Origin of the sequence: Micromonospora sp. WMMD980, from assembly GCF_029626035.1 — a bacterium.
Classification (GTDB): domain Bacteria; phylum Actinomycetota; class Actinomycetes; order Mycobacteriales; family Micromonosporaceae; genus Micromonospora.
Genome location: NZ_JARUBE010000003.1, coordinates 4,664,850 through 4,679,255, shown reverse-complemented (window position 1 = coordinate 4,679,255; position 14,406 = coordinate 4,664,850). Strand labels below are relative to the sequence as shown.

The 14,406-nt window shown below is 70.1% G+C and carries 13 protein-coding genes and 2 pseudogenes; 14 read left to right on the top strand and 1 reads right to left on the bottom strand.

The window, feature by feature from the left end:
* Positions 1–19: 19 nt before the first annotated feature.
* The 13 genes and pseudogenes from O7618_RS21975 (at position 20) to O7618_RS21915 (ending at position 10,949) form a co-directional block, all read left to right on the top strand.
* Positions 20–1,090 (top strand): M23 family metallopeptidase, encoded by a 1,071-nt coding sequence (locus tag O7618_RS21975; RefSeq protein ID WP_278108009.1) that lies wholly within the window; start codon positions 20–22, stop codon positions 1,088–1,090.
* Between the two features lie 112 nt (positions 1,091–1,202).
* Positions 1,203–1,865, top strand: a complete 663-nt coding sequence (locus tag O7618_RS21970; protein ID WP_278108008.1) for a hypothetical protein — start codon at positions 1,203–1,205, stop codon at positions 1,863–1,865.
* A 74-nt stretch (positions 1,866–1,939) separates the two neighbouring features.
* Positions 1,940–3,031, top strand: a complete 1,092-nt coding sequence (locus tag O7618_RS21965; protein ID WP_278108007.1) for a DUF4314 domain-containing protein — start codon at positions 1,940–1,942, stop codon at positions 3,029–3,031.
* 112 nt (positions 3,032–3,143) lie between these two features.
* Complete coding sequence (locus tag O7618_RS21960) at positions 3,144–3,617, top strand: hypothetical protein (RefSeq protein ID WP_278108006.1); 474 nt, start codon at positions 3,144–3,146, stop codon at positions 3,615–3,617.
* A 348-nt stretch (positions 3,618–3,965) separates the two neighbouring features.
* Positions 3,966–5,126: an AAA family ATPase gene (locus O7618_RS21955; protein ID WP_278108005.1), complete on the top strand. Its 1,161-nt coding sequence runs from the start codon at positions 3,966–3,968 to the stop codon at positions 5,124–5,126.
* A gap of 37 nt (positions 5,127–5,163) precedes the next feature.
* Positions 5,164–6,801, top strand: coding sequence for a VWA domain-containing protein (locus tag O7618_RS21950; protein WP_278108004.1), 1,638 nt, complete (start codon positions 5,164–5,166; stop codon positions 6,799–6,801).
* 296 nt (positions 6,802–7,097) lie between these two features.
* Positions 7,098–7,709, top strand: coding sequence for a hypothetical protein (locus O7618_RS21945; protein WP_278108003.1), 612 nt, complete (start codon positions 7,098–7,100; stop codon positions 7,707–7,709).
* Positions 7,706–8,248, top strand: a complete 543-nt coding sequence (locus tag O7618_RS21940) for a hypothetical protein (RefSeq protein ID WP_278108002.1) — start codon at positions 7,706–7,708, stop codon at positions 8,246–8,248. The genes O7618_RS21945 and O7618_RS21940 overlap by 4 nt, the downstream gene beginning before the upstream one ends.
* A gap of 107 nt (positions 8,249–8,355) precedes the next feature.
* On the top strand, positions 8,356–8,724 hold the full coding sequence (locus O7618_RS21935; protein ID WP_278108001.1) for a hypothetical protein: 369 nt from the start codon (positions 8,356–8,358) through the stop codon (positions 8,722–8,724).
* 14 nt (positions 8,725–8,738) lie between these two features.
* Positions 8,739–9,200, top strand: a complete 462-nt coding sequence (locus tag O7618_RS21930) for a DUF4262 domain-containing protein (protein WP_278108000.1) — start codon at positions 8,739–8,741, stop codon at positions 9,198–9,200.
* Positions 9,116–9,535: pseudogene (locus tag O7618_RS32275) on the top strand (nitrilase-related carbon-nitrogen hydrolase); the annotation flags it as partial. The gene O7618_RS21930 and the pseudogene O7618_RS32275, both read left to right, overlap by 85 nt.
* 61 nt (positions 9,536–9,596) lie before the next feature.
* Positions 9,597–10,268, top strand: coding sequence for a carbon-nitrogen hydrolase family protein (locus O7618_RS21920; protein WP_347405390.1), 672 nt, complete (start codon positions 9,597–9,599; stop codon positions 10,266–10,268).
* 87 nt (positions 10,269–10,355) lie between these two features.
* Positions 10,356–10,949, top strand: coding sequence for a hypothetical protein (locus O7618_RS21915; RefSeq protein WP_278107999.1), 594 nt, complete (start codon positions 10,356–10,358; stop codon positions 10,947–10,949).
* A gap of 1,130 nt (positions 10,950–12,079) precedes the next feature.
* Here the strand turns inward: O7618_RS21915 and O7618_RS21910 are convergent.
* Positions 12,080–12,235, bottom strand: a pseudogene (locus tag O7618_RS21910) (DUF2637 domain-containing protein); the annotation flags it as partial.
* 601 nt (positions 12,236–12,836) lie between these two features.
* On the opposite strand from O7618_RS21910, the gene ltrA reads away from it, so the two are divergent.
* Complete coding sequence (gene ltrA, locus O7618_RS21905; protein ID WP_278107998.1) at positions 12,837–14,294, top strand: group II intron reverse transcriptase/maturase; 1,458 nt, start codon at positions 12,837–12,839, stop codon at positions 14,292–14,294.
* Positions 14,295–14,406: the final 112 nt, after the last annotated feature.

Here is a 14,406-nt window from a genome sequence, read left to right as displayed (position 1 = left end):
TTTGAAGGAGTGACCAGTCATGACCACCCGCGTGCTGTCCGGGATCGCCATAGCGGTCGTCGGCGTCCTGCTGCTGTGCTCCGGACTGGCCGCCACCCTGATCTTCGGCGGCGGCGCCGGCGCCTGCGGTACGGCAACCAGCGTCACACCCACTACCTTGTCGGCGACGCGCAGCCCGGCCCCGGGCGGGATCGGTCCGATCGGTGACTGGAACGCCGAGCAGGTCGGCAACGCCGCCACCATCACCGCCGTCGGCATGCGCCTCGGCGTCCCGCCCCGCGGCTGGGTCATCGCCGTGGCCACCGCGATGCAGGAATCCTCGCTGATCAACACCCCGGGTGGGGACCGCGACTCGGTCGGCCTGTTCCAACAGCGGCCCTCCCAGGGCTGGGGCACCCCCGAGCAGCTACGGGACCCGCAGTACGCGGCGACGAAGTTCTACCAGAAGTTGCAGGCCGTCGACGGCTGGCAGGCGATGGCGCTGACCGAGGCCGCCCAGGCGGTGCAGCGGTCGGCCTACCCGGACGCCTACGCCAAGTGGGAACCCGACGCCAGCCGCATCGTCGCCGCCCTGACCGGGGTCACCGCCGGCCTCGCCGCCTGCGGCGTGACCGTCAGCGCGCAGGGCTGGACCCAACCGCTGCACGGAGACGTCGGCTCCGGCTTCCGCACCCCGGATCGGCCCGGGCACGACGGCGTCGACCTGATCGTGGGCAAGGGCAGCCCGATCCACGCCGCGTCCGCCGGCACCGTCACCGTCGTGCGCTGCAACGCCGTCGACGTGCGCACCGGCGCCGAGTGGGGCTGCGACCGCGACGGCGACCCCGCTCTCACCCGCGGCTGCGGCTGGTACGTCGACATCACCCACCCCGGTGGGGTGATCACCCGCTACTGCCACATGCTCACCCACCCCTCCGTCGCCGAGGGCCAACAGGTCGCGGCCGGTGACGTCATCGGCGTCTCCGGCAGCTCCGGCCACTCGTCCGGACCGCACCTGCACTTCGAGGTGCACCTCGGTGACCACACCTCCGGCACGGCCGTCGACCCGGTCGCCTTCATGGCCTCCGTCGGCGCGCCCCTCAACCAGTAGGCGCCATCGAGGATGCCGGCGGCGGCTGCGTGTTCCACCCCAACTCGGCGGTCGTCCCGCCCCGGGACGACCGCCGCAACCCCATCCACGCATACCTGAGGAGGAAATGCCCGTGAGCACACCCACGCTCATCGGTGTCGCCGCGTTCCGCGGCAGGTACACCGCCCGCTTCATCCAGTTTGGAGAGGACCCGCAGGTTCTGGTGCCGCTATTGCGCCGGATCTGGACCGACACGTTCAGCCGCGACACCGACGCCATGGCCACGGCGCTGCTGGCCCGCAACTGGTGGTCCCTCGCCGTCAACCCCAAGCCCCGCCGCTGGGACCAGCAGCCGCCCGTGCCGGGCCTGGGCTACCCCGCCGACAACGACACCGTCCGGCGGGGCGCGCTGCGCGAGGACGTTGACGGGGCCCTCGAATGGCTGTACCTGCTGCACCTCGACCAGCGGCGACTGGTGGTGTACGAGGCGACGGTCCACGGCCGCTGGCTGCGGCACAGCGCCCACCACCTCGACCCCGCCGAGGAACTGTTCGTCACCGCACCCGCTGACGACGGCGGCCCGGAGATGACTGTGTGCACCGTCTGCGGCGCGGTCGACGAGATCGACCACATCGAGGTGTCGTCCATGGCCGGCTACGGCTACGACACCGCCACCAGCTGCACCCGCTGCGGCTCCTCGGTCGTCACCGACCCGATGTTCGGCGACCACGTCACCCGCAAGCCCTGGCCGCCGCACAACCCTACGACGGGTGACGCGACAGGCAGCGCCCGATGAACACACCCGACCCCACGCCGTCGCCGCCCACCAGCGGCAGCGATGGCCCGTCCCCTTACCGATCGGAGACCACCATGAGGTACCAGCCTGGCCAACGCGTCGCGCTGGTCCACACCAGCGACCCGCACACTTTGTTGCGGCCCGGAGACACCGGCACCGTCCGCCGCCACGACCAGCGGCAGAACATCGTCGAGGTCGCCTGGGACAGCGGCTCGACACTGTCGATGAGCCTCGACGACGGCGACCGCATCGCACCAGCCACCACCCCGCCGCCCACCGGCGATCCGGTCGCCGAGGCCACCGAATGGGCCGCCACGCTGCGACGCATGCGGGCCGCCGGCACCGAGGCCGGCCAAACCGCCGCCGAGTGGTGGGCGCAGGACACCATCGGCGCCAGGGTCAGCGGCGACACCCGCCTGGCCGCCCGCCGGATCCTGGCCGGCATCAACGACGCCGATCCCGCCGTCCTCGACACGTTGCCCCACTTCTCCTCGGCTGGAGAGTCGGTCGATACCGCCGGGTGGGAGCTGTTCGCCGACGCCACCGGCGATGTCTCCGGCTGGTTCGGGCTGCGCCTCCAGCAGCGCGACGAGGCGATGACCGTCTACCGCGACGCCTTCGCCACCGCGGCCGAAGAGCGTGTCGCCGCACTGTGTCACCTCGCGGCCAGCCCCACCGGCCGCGACGTGTCCCACCTGCACCCCGACCGGGTACACGTCGGCGACGTCGGCGTGTTCTCCGGCGAGTGGGCGATGACCGTCGGCCCGGACGGCGATGACCGCTTCGAGATCGGCTTCGTCGGCACACTGATCGACCACTGGAACGGGTGGGGGGTGTTCTCCTGCACCCGCTCGGTGGCGGAGGCGATCGTCACCGACCAGTACCGGCTCCGCGACCAGCACCGCCGCAGCCTGCGCGAGCAGGGCGTACCGGAGGACGACCTGGATCGCCGGGTCGACGCGGATCTGGCTGACCTGTCCTTCGACGGAGACGTCCTCGTGGTCGACCAGCGCGCCCTATCAGACGATCCGGAAGCCATCGAACGCGTCGCCCCGGACGGTGACGGCCGGTACGTGGTGATGGGCCGCAGCTGGTGCTGGGAGGCCGTCGACCCGTACGCCTGCGACCGGATCGTCGGCGACCTGCCTGACCCCGACCAGGCATAGGCCGGCCGGCCCCTGACCAGGCCGCGCCCCGCGTCACCCGAAGCCGAGCCGTCTCCGGCTGCGGCACCCGACACACCACCACGACAGGTAGGACCAACAGGAAGGAAAACCAGTGACCATCCGTACCCAAGAGGAGATCGTCACCCGGGTCTGGGCTCTCCGGGCCAACCGACAGGACATCCTCGGCTTCCGGGAGGACGTGCTCGTGGAGTCACTCGACCTCGACCACGCCCGCCAGGTCATCACCCCCCGCCACCCGGTTGAGTGGACCCAGCGGGTCGACCACGAGACCTACGCCCGGGACTACCTCGAGTTCGCCATCGGGAAGATCCTCGACCACCGGGGCAACTCGGCGAGCCGGTCGGTGGACAAGCTCAGCGAACTCGCCTGGCTCCTCGGCCGCGACGACATCGTGGCGGCGATGGACCACGCCGGCTACCCAATGTACGGGGCGCCCAAGGTCAAGGCGTTCGCCGACGGGTTCGGCTGGCCGTTCCTCGACGGCGACGACGGGCTGGCCCTGGCCCGGATGGCTGACGGTCAGCAGTGCGACCCGCAGGGCTGCGAACGGGGCTGCGCCGACTGACCACGACCTGGCCACCGGCCCAGCTCCCGACCCTCGACGTGCCCGCGTAGACAACCGGCACGTCAGCGACCCCGCGCCCCGCACCAATTCGACTTGATCGATTGGGCTGTGGGGCGTTCCATCGTCGGCGCAGACACCGCCCGCGCGGCGTCAACACCGACCAGCACGCACCGGCGGCGACCCGACGTGCCGCCGTAACTCTTCAGCACCACCGGGGTGTGGTCGCCCACCCGCCCGGCCCGACCAGGCAGGCACGGGTTGGCCCCACCCGTCTCCGCTGTGCGGTACCCACCGCCCGCGCACCCGGAGACGGGTGCGCGGGCCCGACCCTGGAATCGAGGCATCACCATGACCACACCAACCCCACCGGCCCCCCAGGCCGGCGCACCGCAGAACAACCCGGCCGCGACCGACACGCCCACCGCTGAGGCCGCCCCCGGCCGGTCCGGCTACCTGTACCGGAAGGTGGCCCTGCACCTGGCCGACCACCCCGACGACATCTTCAAAACCGGCGAGATCACCCGGGCGATCGGCGCGCCGTCCTCCGGCGCGGTGTTCGAGGTACTGAAGAAGATGGCCGCCGCCGGGCACGCCACCCACCACCGCGACCCGCACCACCGCTTCCAGATCACCCAGGCCGGCATCGACGCCGCCGGCACCCTCCCCGCCACCGCACCCCGCGCCCGCGCCAGCAAGGGTGGTGGCCGGCAGGCGCGGCCCGCGCCGGTGGCGCGGCCGAACGGCACGCTGTACCACCCGCGGCGGCTTGGCCGGGGCTGGGACGTCGAGGAACTGCGGCGACTGCGTACCCAGCAGGTGCCCGTGCTGCTGTACGGGCCGCCCGGGACCGGCAAGACGGCCATGGTCGAGGCGGCGTTTCCCGACCTGCTGACCGTCGCCGGAACCGGCGACACTGTCGTCGACGACTTCCTCGGCTCCTACAACCCGATCCCCGGCGGCGGCTACGAGTTCGTCCACGGACCGCTCATCACTGCGATGCGGGAGGGGCGGGTGCTGCTGGTCGACGACGCCACCCTCATCCCACCCCGCGTCCTGGCAGTCCTGTACCCGGCCATGGACGGCCGCGGAGTGATCACCATCCCCGCAAACGGCAACGAGAGCGTGCAGGCCGTCGACGGGTTCTACATCGTCGCCGGCCACAACCCGGGCGTGCACGGCGCGGTCCTCACTGAGGCCCTGGCCTCCCGGTTCACCGTCCACCTGCACGTCACCACCGACTGGGACCTCGCCCGCCAACTCGGCGTCCCCAAACAGGTCGTGGCCGCCGCGATCGACCTCAACACCGACCTCGCCGCCGGCAAGACGATGTGGGCGCCGCAGCTGCGCGAACTGCTCGGCTTCGTCAAAGTCCGCGACCACCTGGGTATGACCGCCGCCCTGGCCAACCTGGCCGGCATCGCGCCCGAGGACGCCCGCGACGACGTCACCGCCGCCCTGTCCCGACACACCGGCACGCCCATCACCGCGCTCGCCATCGGCAAGCGCTAACCGCCGCCCACCTCAGACTTCTGGAAGGAGCCAATCCGTGTCACACCCCCGCACCCACCTCCAGCACGGCGCACCGCCGACGCCGGCCGGCGCCAGCGACTGGCATGACTGGTCCGCGGCGTGGACCCAGCACGTTCCGCTGCTGACCGGCCGTACCGACCTCACCGTCCTCGTCGCCCCCGGCGCCGCCGGAGATGCCCCCGAGTGCTTCTACCCCGCCCTGAACCGGATCGAAGTCGACGCCACCTACATCGCCGACAGCCCCGACGTCACCGACCCGGCCAAGGCCCGACACAAGCGCCTCGTGCCCACCGGATACGGGCTGCTCGTGCACGGCGCCGCGCACGCCGCGCACAGCCGCTGGACCACCCCGCCCGGCACCCCGCCGATCCTCGCCGCTGTCGCCGACATGCTGGAGGAATCCCGGGCCGAAGGACGCCAACGCGCCCGCCGCCGGGGCGACCGCCGTTGGCTGCGCCACGTCGTGACGACCCTCCTCGACCCCGAGGACGCGGCCGTTGACGACGCGTGGCACGCCGGGCAACTCGCCGCCCTGCTGCTCGCCCGCGTCGACGCCCGCATCGTCACCAGCAAAGACGTCCGCCCGGTCCGGGCCGCCGTCACCGGCGTCCTCGGACGCAAACGCCTGCGGCAACTGCGGGACATCTGGCGCGAGGCCCACACCTGCGACGACACCGACGCCGACACCATGATCTGCCTGGCCCGCCGGTGGTGCCAAGTCCTCGGCATCGACCCCGACCAGCAGTACGACACCCCCGTACCGGACGCCGGGCAATTCGCCGACCGCCTCGCCGCGGCCCTCGTCGACTACCTCGCCGTCGCCGCCGGCGTTACCCCGGCCGAGTACGCCGCAGCGCTGCTGGCCCACCGACACAGCCCACCGTCGGAGTGGAACCGCCGGGACCCGACCGAGCAGGAACACCGCGCGGCCCGCGACCTCGCCAACCGGCTGCGGCAAGCCCGCACCCAACACCCCGAACCCGGCCGGCGCCCCTCGGTAATCCCACCCGGCCGGCTGCGAACCCGGCAGGCCATCACCGCCGAAGCACAAATCGCCGCCGGGCAACTCCCGACCGCCGCTCCCTGGCAGCAACGCGCCCAGCTGCCGCCGGAGAAACCCCGTTTGCACCTGGCCGTCCTGGTCGACCTGTCCGGCTCGATGGACCGCTACACCGAGGCGATGTCCTCCGCCGCGTGGATCTTCGCCACCGCGGCACGCCGCGCCGACGCGACGACCACCACCATCGGTTTCGGCGACCGAACCACCGTCCTGGTACCCCCACGCACCCGCCCCACGCAGGTGCTGACCATGCGCAGCGGCCTCGCCACCGCCACCTTCCCGGAAGCGGTCAAGGTCGCCGACCAACTCCTCGACCTACGCCACGGCCGCACCGTGCGGATGCTCGCCGTCGTCTCCGACGGCTACCTCGACGACATCCCCGCCGGGCAACAACTCGTCACCACCCTGCACCAGGCCGGCTGTGCCGTGCTGTGGCTGCACCCCGCCGACCCGCTCGCCGACAGCGAACTGACCGGCCCCGACCAGATGTGGAGGCACACCTTCACGCACACCACCACCCTCACTGTCGCCGATCCCGTCGAGGCCGTCGCGGCGATCGCCGACGCCGCCGTCACCGCGCTCACCCAGGCCTAAGCCCAGCCGAGCCGTCCGGCGACCGACCAGTCCCACCCCCGCGCCGCGGCGCTGCAACGGCCGTGGCCGGGCAGCGCCGCGCGCGGCCACCCCCAACGACGTACCCAAGCCCCGCAGAGGCGGGCTGCCGCCGGCAACCCGCCACGTCTCGCGGGGCCGGCAGCGGACGGCCCTCGCCGCCGGTCCGCGACTTGACCATCCCGCGCCATCGAAGCGTCCATGCATCGCGTCCCCAATGACCCGGTGGGCCACGTCCGGACGCGATACGACGCCGCCCATCACAAGGAGCTCATCCCATGCGTTTCGGCACCGACAACGAACACCCCTTCGACACCGACAACCGCGCCTGGCGACGTCTCGGCGACGTCACCAGCGAACACTTCGACGTGATCACCTGGACCCGCGACCCGGACGGACGGCCGGTCCTGCTCACCCTGGGCGACCTGCGAACCGGGGACATGATCACCCTCGCAGTCCTGGACTCCCTGGAGATCCGCGACCCGTACGCGCTGCTCGCCGTTCACACCGGCGGCGAACTCGCCGCACACGGCCCCACCAGCGGCGCCGAAACAGCCCGCTCCCTCGCCCCCATGCTCGCGCTCGACAGCACCACACTCGCCGCGACCAAACCCGTGCCGCTGCACGACCCCGCCACAACAGCCCTACCCGCCACCTGCTGGGTCGACCTGCCCACCACCCTCGCCGCGGCCCTACGGCCCGCCCTCGACGACGCCCGCACCGCCGTCCTCGTGCTACTCGACCGCACCCAAGGCTGGCTCGCCGCCATCGGCCCGTTCGCCACCCACACCGCCGCCGACACCTGGCAACCCGACGGCGGACCCGGCCGCGCAGCCGACCGGCTCATCGTGCCGCTGCACCCGGTCACCCTTCAGGAGGCCCAGCCGTGACCAGCACCCGACCCCTGGCACACCCAGAGCTTCCGCCGATCGTGGACCTCGACGTCGACGGCGTCCTCAACCCCGCCAACCCGGCCCACGCCGCAGCGCTTGGCTACCAGCCGCACCGCTACGACGGACCCGGACCCGACGGGCAGCACGTCACCGGCACCGTCTGGCTCCACCCCGACCACGGGCCATGGCTGCGGGAACTGGCCGAACACGCCCAACCGGTGTGGTGCACCAGCTGGAACCACCTCGCCGCCCAATGGATCGCCCCACGACTCGACCTGCCGACCACCTGGCCGCACGTCCCCGTCCACGCGGGCGGGGTCCGCTTCGGCCACCAGAGCAAACTCTCCGCCCTCTACCCCTGGGCCACGCGGCGGGCACTTGCCGTCCTCGACGACGAGTTCGGCGGCAAGGACCCCACCACCGCCGACCAGCGCACCCGCGACGGCGTACCCACCCTGCTCCACCCCGTCAACCCGTCTCACGGGCTGCGCCGTGCCGACATCGACACGGTGCTGACCTGGCTGCGCCGGCTCTGACCAGGCCATACCGGCGCCGCCCGGGCACCGAGGCCTTCCGCTCACTCGGATTCGTGGGGCCCGCATCGACGGATGCGGGCCCCACGCCGTTACGCCAGGAGTTGATTATGGACAGCATGTTCGATCCCGTCGACGAACCGGGTACCGACCGGTCATCCCGGCTCAGCGTCGGCGACCCGGAACTGCGCAAGACTCGCCTGCTCGCCCGCGAGTGCTCCACCTGCATCTTCAAGCCCGGCAACCCGATGCACCTCGACCCCGGCCGACTCAAGCAGATGGTCGCCGAGGCACGGGGTGCGGCGGGATACATCATCTGCCACTCCACACTGCCCTACGCCGATAGTGCGGTCCCGCCCGCGATCTGCCGCGGATTCGCCGACCGCTACCGCACCTGGCAACTCCAGGTCATGGAACGACTCTGGGGCTTCGTCGACGTCGAGCCACCCGACCCGGACTCCACCCGTACGCCCGAATGACCAGGAGACAGTACGTGCCAAACACCGACGACTTCCTCCAACGCCAAGAACGGATCATCGACACCACCGGCTGGGCCGTCACCCACGTCCTGCCCACCGACGACGACCCCGACACCACCGCCCCGTTCGCCTACACCGTCGGGCTCACCGCCCACGACTACCCCGAACTGATCACCGCCGGACTGCCACCCGAGGTCGCCCACAGCCTGCTCAACGACCTTGCCCGCCGGGTCTACGACAAGGCCGAACGGTTCACCCACGGCCAGCGCATCAACGACCTCATCGCCGGCTACGACGCGATCATCATCGACGGACCACCCACCGACGAGCTGCTGCCTAGCATGGCGATCAACCGCTACGGCCGCGACCAGATCCGCCTCCAGCAGCTCGTGTGGCCCGACCGGCAGGGCCGATTCCCCTGGGACAGCGGGTACAACTTCGACCCTCAGGCACAGCCGCTCATCGCCCAGCTGTAACCGGACCACCGGACCGACCACCGCCGCCCGGGCTCCGGACGCCGCCACAGGCGCCCGGAGCCCGCGCACGACCAGGCCCGCCGGCCCACATCGACGGGTACCGTGTCGTCGTGCGAATCGGCGCATGCCAGACCCCGGAGATCCTCGGTGACGTGGACGCGGCCGTGGACACGATCCACGGCTTCGCCGTGCAGGCAACACGCGCAGAGCTTGACGTGCTTCTGTTCCCCGAATGCTTCCTGCAGGGCTACCTGGTCACCGAGCCACACGTCCGCGACCAGGCCCTCGAGCTGGCCTCCCCGGAACTGATCTCGCTGCTGGACCGGCTGGCCGGGATCCGGCAGATGCTGGTGCTCGGCATCATCGAGTGGCACCGCGGCCGGTACCACAACACGCTTGGTCATCGCCGACGGACAGGCCTTGGGCGCATACCGCAAGACGCACCTGACCAGCGGGGAGTCGATCTTTGCTCCGGGCGACACCTACCCGGTCTTCGAACACGCCAACGTACGGTTCGGCACCAACATCTGCTACGACACCCAGTTCCCGCACGCGGCAGCCGCCGTCGCCGGAGGCGGAGCGGAGCTGTTGCTGATGCCCGCTCAGAACATGATGCGTCGAGACAAAGCACTCTGGTGGCAGGAACGGCACAACCAGATCAGGATCCGACGAGCCCGCGAACCCGGCCTGTGGCTAGCCTCCGCCGACGTCACCGGCGAACGCGACGAGTTCCGGGTAGGCCTGGGGCCAACCCGCGTCATTAACCCGACTTGTCAGGTGGTTGCCCACGTTCTCACAGGGACCACCAGCATGGCCATCGCTGAGATAACCCACCGGCACCGGTCACATGGCCCGAGCGGACGCACGCACCCGGCAGCTCACCGTGTCCGGAGTAAGGAGACCGGTCCTTTCTTCATTGGCAGCGCGATTCGGTCAGGCCTATCGGCGTACCGCTCTTCCTGTACAGCGTCAGGTGCGCCGGATGCGCAAAGGTCCAGGCGCGAAATATCCGGGACGCTGCGACGACGGCTGGGCCGACGACCCGCGGTCCCTATTCCTGATGAGTAATCGGCGGACGCAGGCTGGTAACTAGATCGCGATTAGATGAGTGAGCCCGGATGCACCCAGCTCGACGTTGCTTAGGAGAATGACTTGATGAAGGCGATCGAGACCCACTACGCGGGCTGCCGTTTTCGCAGCCGCCTGGAGGCCCGGTGGGCCTTCTTCATGGACCTGATGGACGTGCGATGGGAGTACGAGCATGAGGGGTGGGAGTTGCCGTCTGGCCGCTACCTGCCAGACTTCCGACTGCCTCATGCAAAGGTTCATCTGGAGATCAAGGGTGAGACTCCGACGCAGCGTGAAGTGAACCTCGCCCTAGAGTTGGCCAGTGAAGCGTGTGTCGACGGGTGGCGCTACCGGATGCTGGCGGGCGGCATTCCTCGATCTCCGTCACCCGTCCCGGGCAAGCCGGGCATCGCAGCCGTGCCGTGCTTCAGTGCCATGACCGAGTACGTGCCAATCCAGGATATGAAGCCGATCGGAGCCGCGCCTAAGGATCAGCAGGGTATACAACAGACCCCAGAGGGTTTCGCGGTCGGCCCGACCTCATATAGGGGAATTCCACTAGAGCACTGGAGACTCAGGAAATCGTTCTGGACCGCTGAGGGGTGGACTAACACGGATTTGGCTGCCGCTCTAACTAAAGCCCGTTCCGCTCGCTTCGAGCATGGTGAGGCTCCGCAGTAATCGCGTTGTGTACCTGGCCAGACATTACCCGGCCAGGGGGAATGAGGACGCACGGTTGACTGCTACCCAAGTCACTCTGCATCTGGGCGTATGCAACCACAAAACTTGGTGTCCACATCTAATGATCAAGTGCACTCAACTCGGCAGATTCCGGCGTCACTGGGGCTCGGCGAAGTCACCGTATACGGTCGAGATTCTGTCTACTGCGGCGACTCAGCGGTCAGGTCGCCGGCGAGCTGCGGATGTCGACAAGGCCGACATGGGCGCCCTGCGCCCCCAGGCGATTCGTGCTTCTCGCGTCTCAAGGGCCGGGGTCTGGGTGGTTGGCGGCGAGGGCTGCGGGCGCGGGGGCGCTGCCGGTCTGCGTCACGCGGTGGTCACGAGGCGCCTACCTGCTCGGTGGAACGGCTGATGTCGTGTCCGTTGGCGGTTCGCGGTACGGGCGGCCAGTACCGGCGGACGGTGCGTTCCGAGCGGCCGATTCTGGTGGCGATGTCGGCCGGGTGCAGGGACGGGTCGTGGCGGTACCAGTAGGCCACGGCCCCGGCGGTGTCGGACGGCACCACTGGGCCGCTTCTGCCGTCGCCCGGGTCAGGTTCGGGGTCTTGTCCCTGGTCCTCGATGGTGTCCGGTTCAGCGTCCTCGGCGTCAGCCGGGGGATTCACCAAGTCCCGCTCGTCGGAGTTCTCGATCGGCGTGGCCGGATACCCGGTGGTGCGGGACCAGTTGGCTCCAGGTCGGTCCGCGTCGAGGTGAGACAGGTCCGTTCCCCGCAACGGGGTCGTGTCTCCGGGCGCCGAGGCTTCATCGCCGGTCCGGAAGTGGTGAGCGTCGTCGTGGTCGCGGGCGTCGACCAGTCCGGGTTCGGGTGCCACCTCCTCGGTGCCGCGCGAACCGGTCGACGCGTCCGCGGCGATCTCCGTAGCCAGCTGCTTGTCCTCATCGCCACGGTTCGCAGCCTCCGGCCGCGGCGGCGGCGAGGCGTCGTAGCCTCCGGCCAGCCGCGTCGCGCCGACCGGCTCGGATGCGGGGGCCGGTGCTTCCAGGCTTGGGGGTTCGGCCGGCGGGGATGGCGTCTCCGTTGGAGCGGTAGCGGTTTGCCGGCCGTCGACCGGGCTGAAGGAGGGGGTGCGGATCCGTCCCGCGATCTCGACCAGGCTGATGCTAGCCACGACGACCAATCCGTCGACGGAGATGGGCAGCAGGTAGGAGGCGGCGGCGCCAGTTTCGCCGTAGCGGGCGGCGACGCCGACCATGTGCCAGTAACTCACCGTGCGCCACGAGGCGCTGCACGATCGAGTGGAGGTGAAAGACCGCCACCGCCGTTCCTGTCGCAGCAGGGCGGTGTAGCTGAGGGCAGCCTGCTCCGGGAGGTGCCGGGTGTGGGTGGGAAGCGGCCCTGACAACGCCGGGACGGGCTGGCACTGCCAGACGGCTCGGGTCCGGCAAGCAAGTTGGGAAGGTGTACGTGAGGAACCAGCGTGTAAAGCCTCTCAAGACTAGGCACCAGCTCGAATCTGGCGGATGTGGGCTGGGTTGCGGCGCGTATCCCGGCACCGGTTCGGTGTCGGGTAACTCCTTGGCTGGTTTGGTATTGGCTGGCGGGGAGGCCACGGTGAAGGTCTGCGGCGTAGCCGTGGCGAGGTCGCAGGGGCAGAGCTGGGCACCTAACCCGATGAACGATCGTGTGGTGAACGTGGGAACCCGTCCGGGACCGCCCCGCCTGTCGGCCAGCCAGGCCGTGCCGGTGGGGCAGGCGCACCGTCAGCTGACGGTTCCGGCTGGGGGCGGAGTCGCCGTAGTAGTCGGAGGTCGGGAAAGCCGACCACGGGGCGAAGGGCGACAGCGAGTACGCAGCGGAGATGCTGGAATGCCAGGAGGTCGCCGGTGAATACTGGCGCGCCGCCGTCCGGGTGGCCCGAGTTGGGTCAGGCGGAGCGGCGGGTACTGGAGATCCAGGCGAAGCTGCACCGATGGGCGGGCGAGGATGAGGCCCGCCGGTTCGATGATCTGTTCGGCCTTGTCACCGATCCCGCGTTCCTGATGGTCGCGTGGGAGCGGGTGCGGACGAACAAGGGTGCCCGCACCGCCGGAGTGGACGGGCAGACCGCCCACTACATTCGGGTGCTGCGTGGCGAGGATGAGTTTCTCGCCGAGCTGCGCGCCGACGTCAAGGCCGGTGCGTTCACCCCGTTGCCCGTGCGGGAGCGGATGATCCCCAAGTCCGGCGGCAGGCTGCGCCGGCTGGGGATCCCGACCGTGCGGGACAGGGTGGTCCAGGCCGCCCTGAAGCTGGTGCTGGAGCCGGTCTTCGAGGCCGGGTTCCGCCCGTGCTCGTACGGGTTCCGGCCTCGACGGCGCACGCACGACGCTATCGCTGAGATCCGCCACTTCGGCGCCAAGGGCTACGAGTGGGTGCTGGAAGCGGACATCGAGGCGTGCTTCGATTCGATCGACCACGCGGCCTTGATGGACCGGGTGCGTCGACGGGTCGCAGACAAGCGGGTGCTGGCGTTGGTCAAGGCGTTCCTGAAAGCCGGGGTGCTCAGCGCCGATACCGGCTACCAGGAGACGAGCACTGGCACGCCGCAAGGGGGCATCCTGTCACCGCTGCTGGCCAACATCGCCCTGTCCGCTCTCGACGACTGGTTCGTCGCGGCGTGGCAGGACGAGATGGGCAGCCCGTGGCGGCGGCACAACCGGCTCCGCACCGGCCGCTGCAACTGGCGGCTGGTGCGCTACGCAGACGACTTCGTCGTCATGGTGGCCGGCGGGCGTGAGCACGCCGAGGAGCTTCGGGAGACAGTCGCTGCGGTGTTGGCGCGGATCGGGCTTCGCCTGTCCGGGCCGAAGACGCAGGTGGTCCACCTGGACGAGGGGTTCGACTTCCTCGGCTGGCACATCCAGCGCCGGCGACAGCAGGGGTCGAACAAACGGTACGTCTACACCTACCCGGCGAAGAAGGCCCTGGCCTCGATCGTCGGCAAGGTGCGGACGATCACCCGACGAACAGCACACGCGCATCTGTCCGACCTGCTGCAAGCGTTGAACCCGACGCTTGCCGGCTGGTGCAACTACTTCCGTCACGGCGTCTCCAATGCCACCTTCGGCTACCTGTCGCGCTACGCCTGGCGGCGAGTGCTCGGGTGGATACGCAAACGCCACGACGGAGTGCCGTGGAAGCACCTGATCCGTCGGTACCTGCCTGGATGGAAACCGACGCACGAGGGGATCACCCTGTTCGACCCGCAGAAAGTGGCGATCAACCGCTACCGCTACCGCGGGACGAAGATCCCCACCCCGTGGGACAGATGGCATCAACCGGCGGCCACAACCAGCACCTGACCTGACGGCATGTGCTCGTGGAGAGCCGGATGCGCGGAGACGCGCACGTCCGGTTCGGGCGGGCGGGTCAGGGAGACGACCGGACCGAAAGGCCGGCACCGCGCCCTGACCC

Excerpts from the sequence above, each read along its gene's own strand:
- O7618_RS21965 (WP_278108007.1), top strand. The coding sequence starts at position 1,940 with ATGAGGTACCAGCCTGGCCAACGCGTCGCGCTGGTCCACACCAGCGAC.
- O7618_RS21955 (WP_278108005.1), top strand. The coding sequence starts at position 3,966 with ATGACCACACCAACCCCACCGGCCCCCCAGGCCGGCGCACCGCAGAAC.
- O7618_RS21945 (WP_278108003.1), top strand. The coding sequence starts at position 7,098 with ATGCGTTTCGGCACCGACAACGAACACCCCTTCGACACCGACAACCGC.
- O7618_RS21915 (WP_278107999.1), top strand. The coding sequence starts at position 10,356 with ATGAAGGCGATCGAGACCCACTACGCGGGCTGCCGTTTTCGCAGCCGC.
- O7618_RS21975 (WP_278108009.1), top strand. The coding sequence starts at position 20 with ATGACCACCCGCGTGCTGTCCGGGATCGCCATAGCGGTCGTCGGCGTC.
- O7618_RS21935 (WP_278108001.1), top strand. The coding sequence starts at position 8,356 with ATGGACAGCATGTTCGATCCCGTCGACGAACCGGGTACCGACCGGTCA.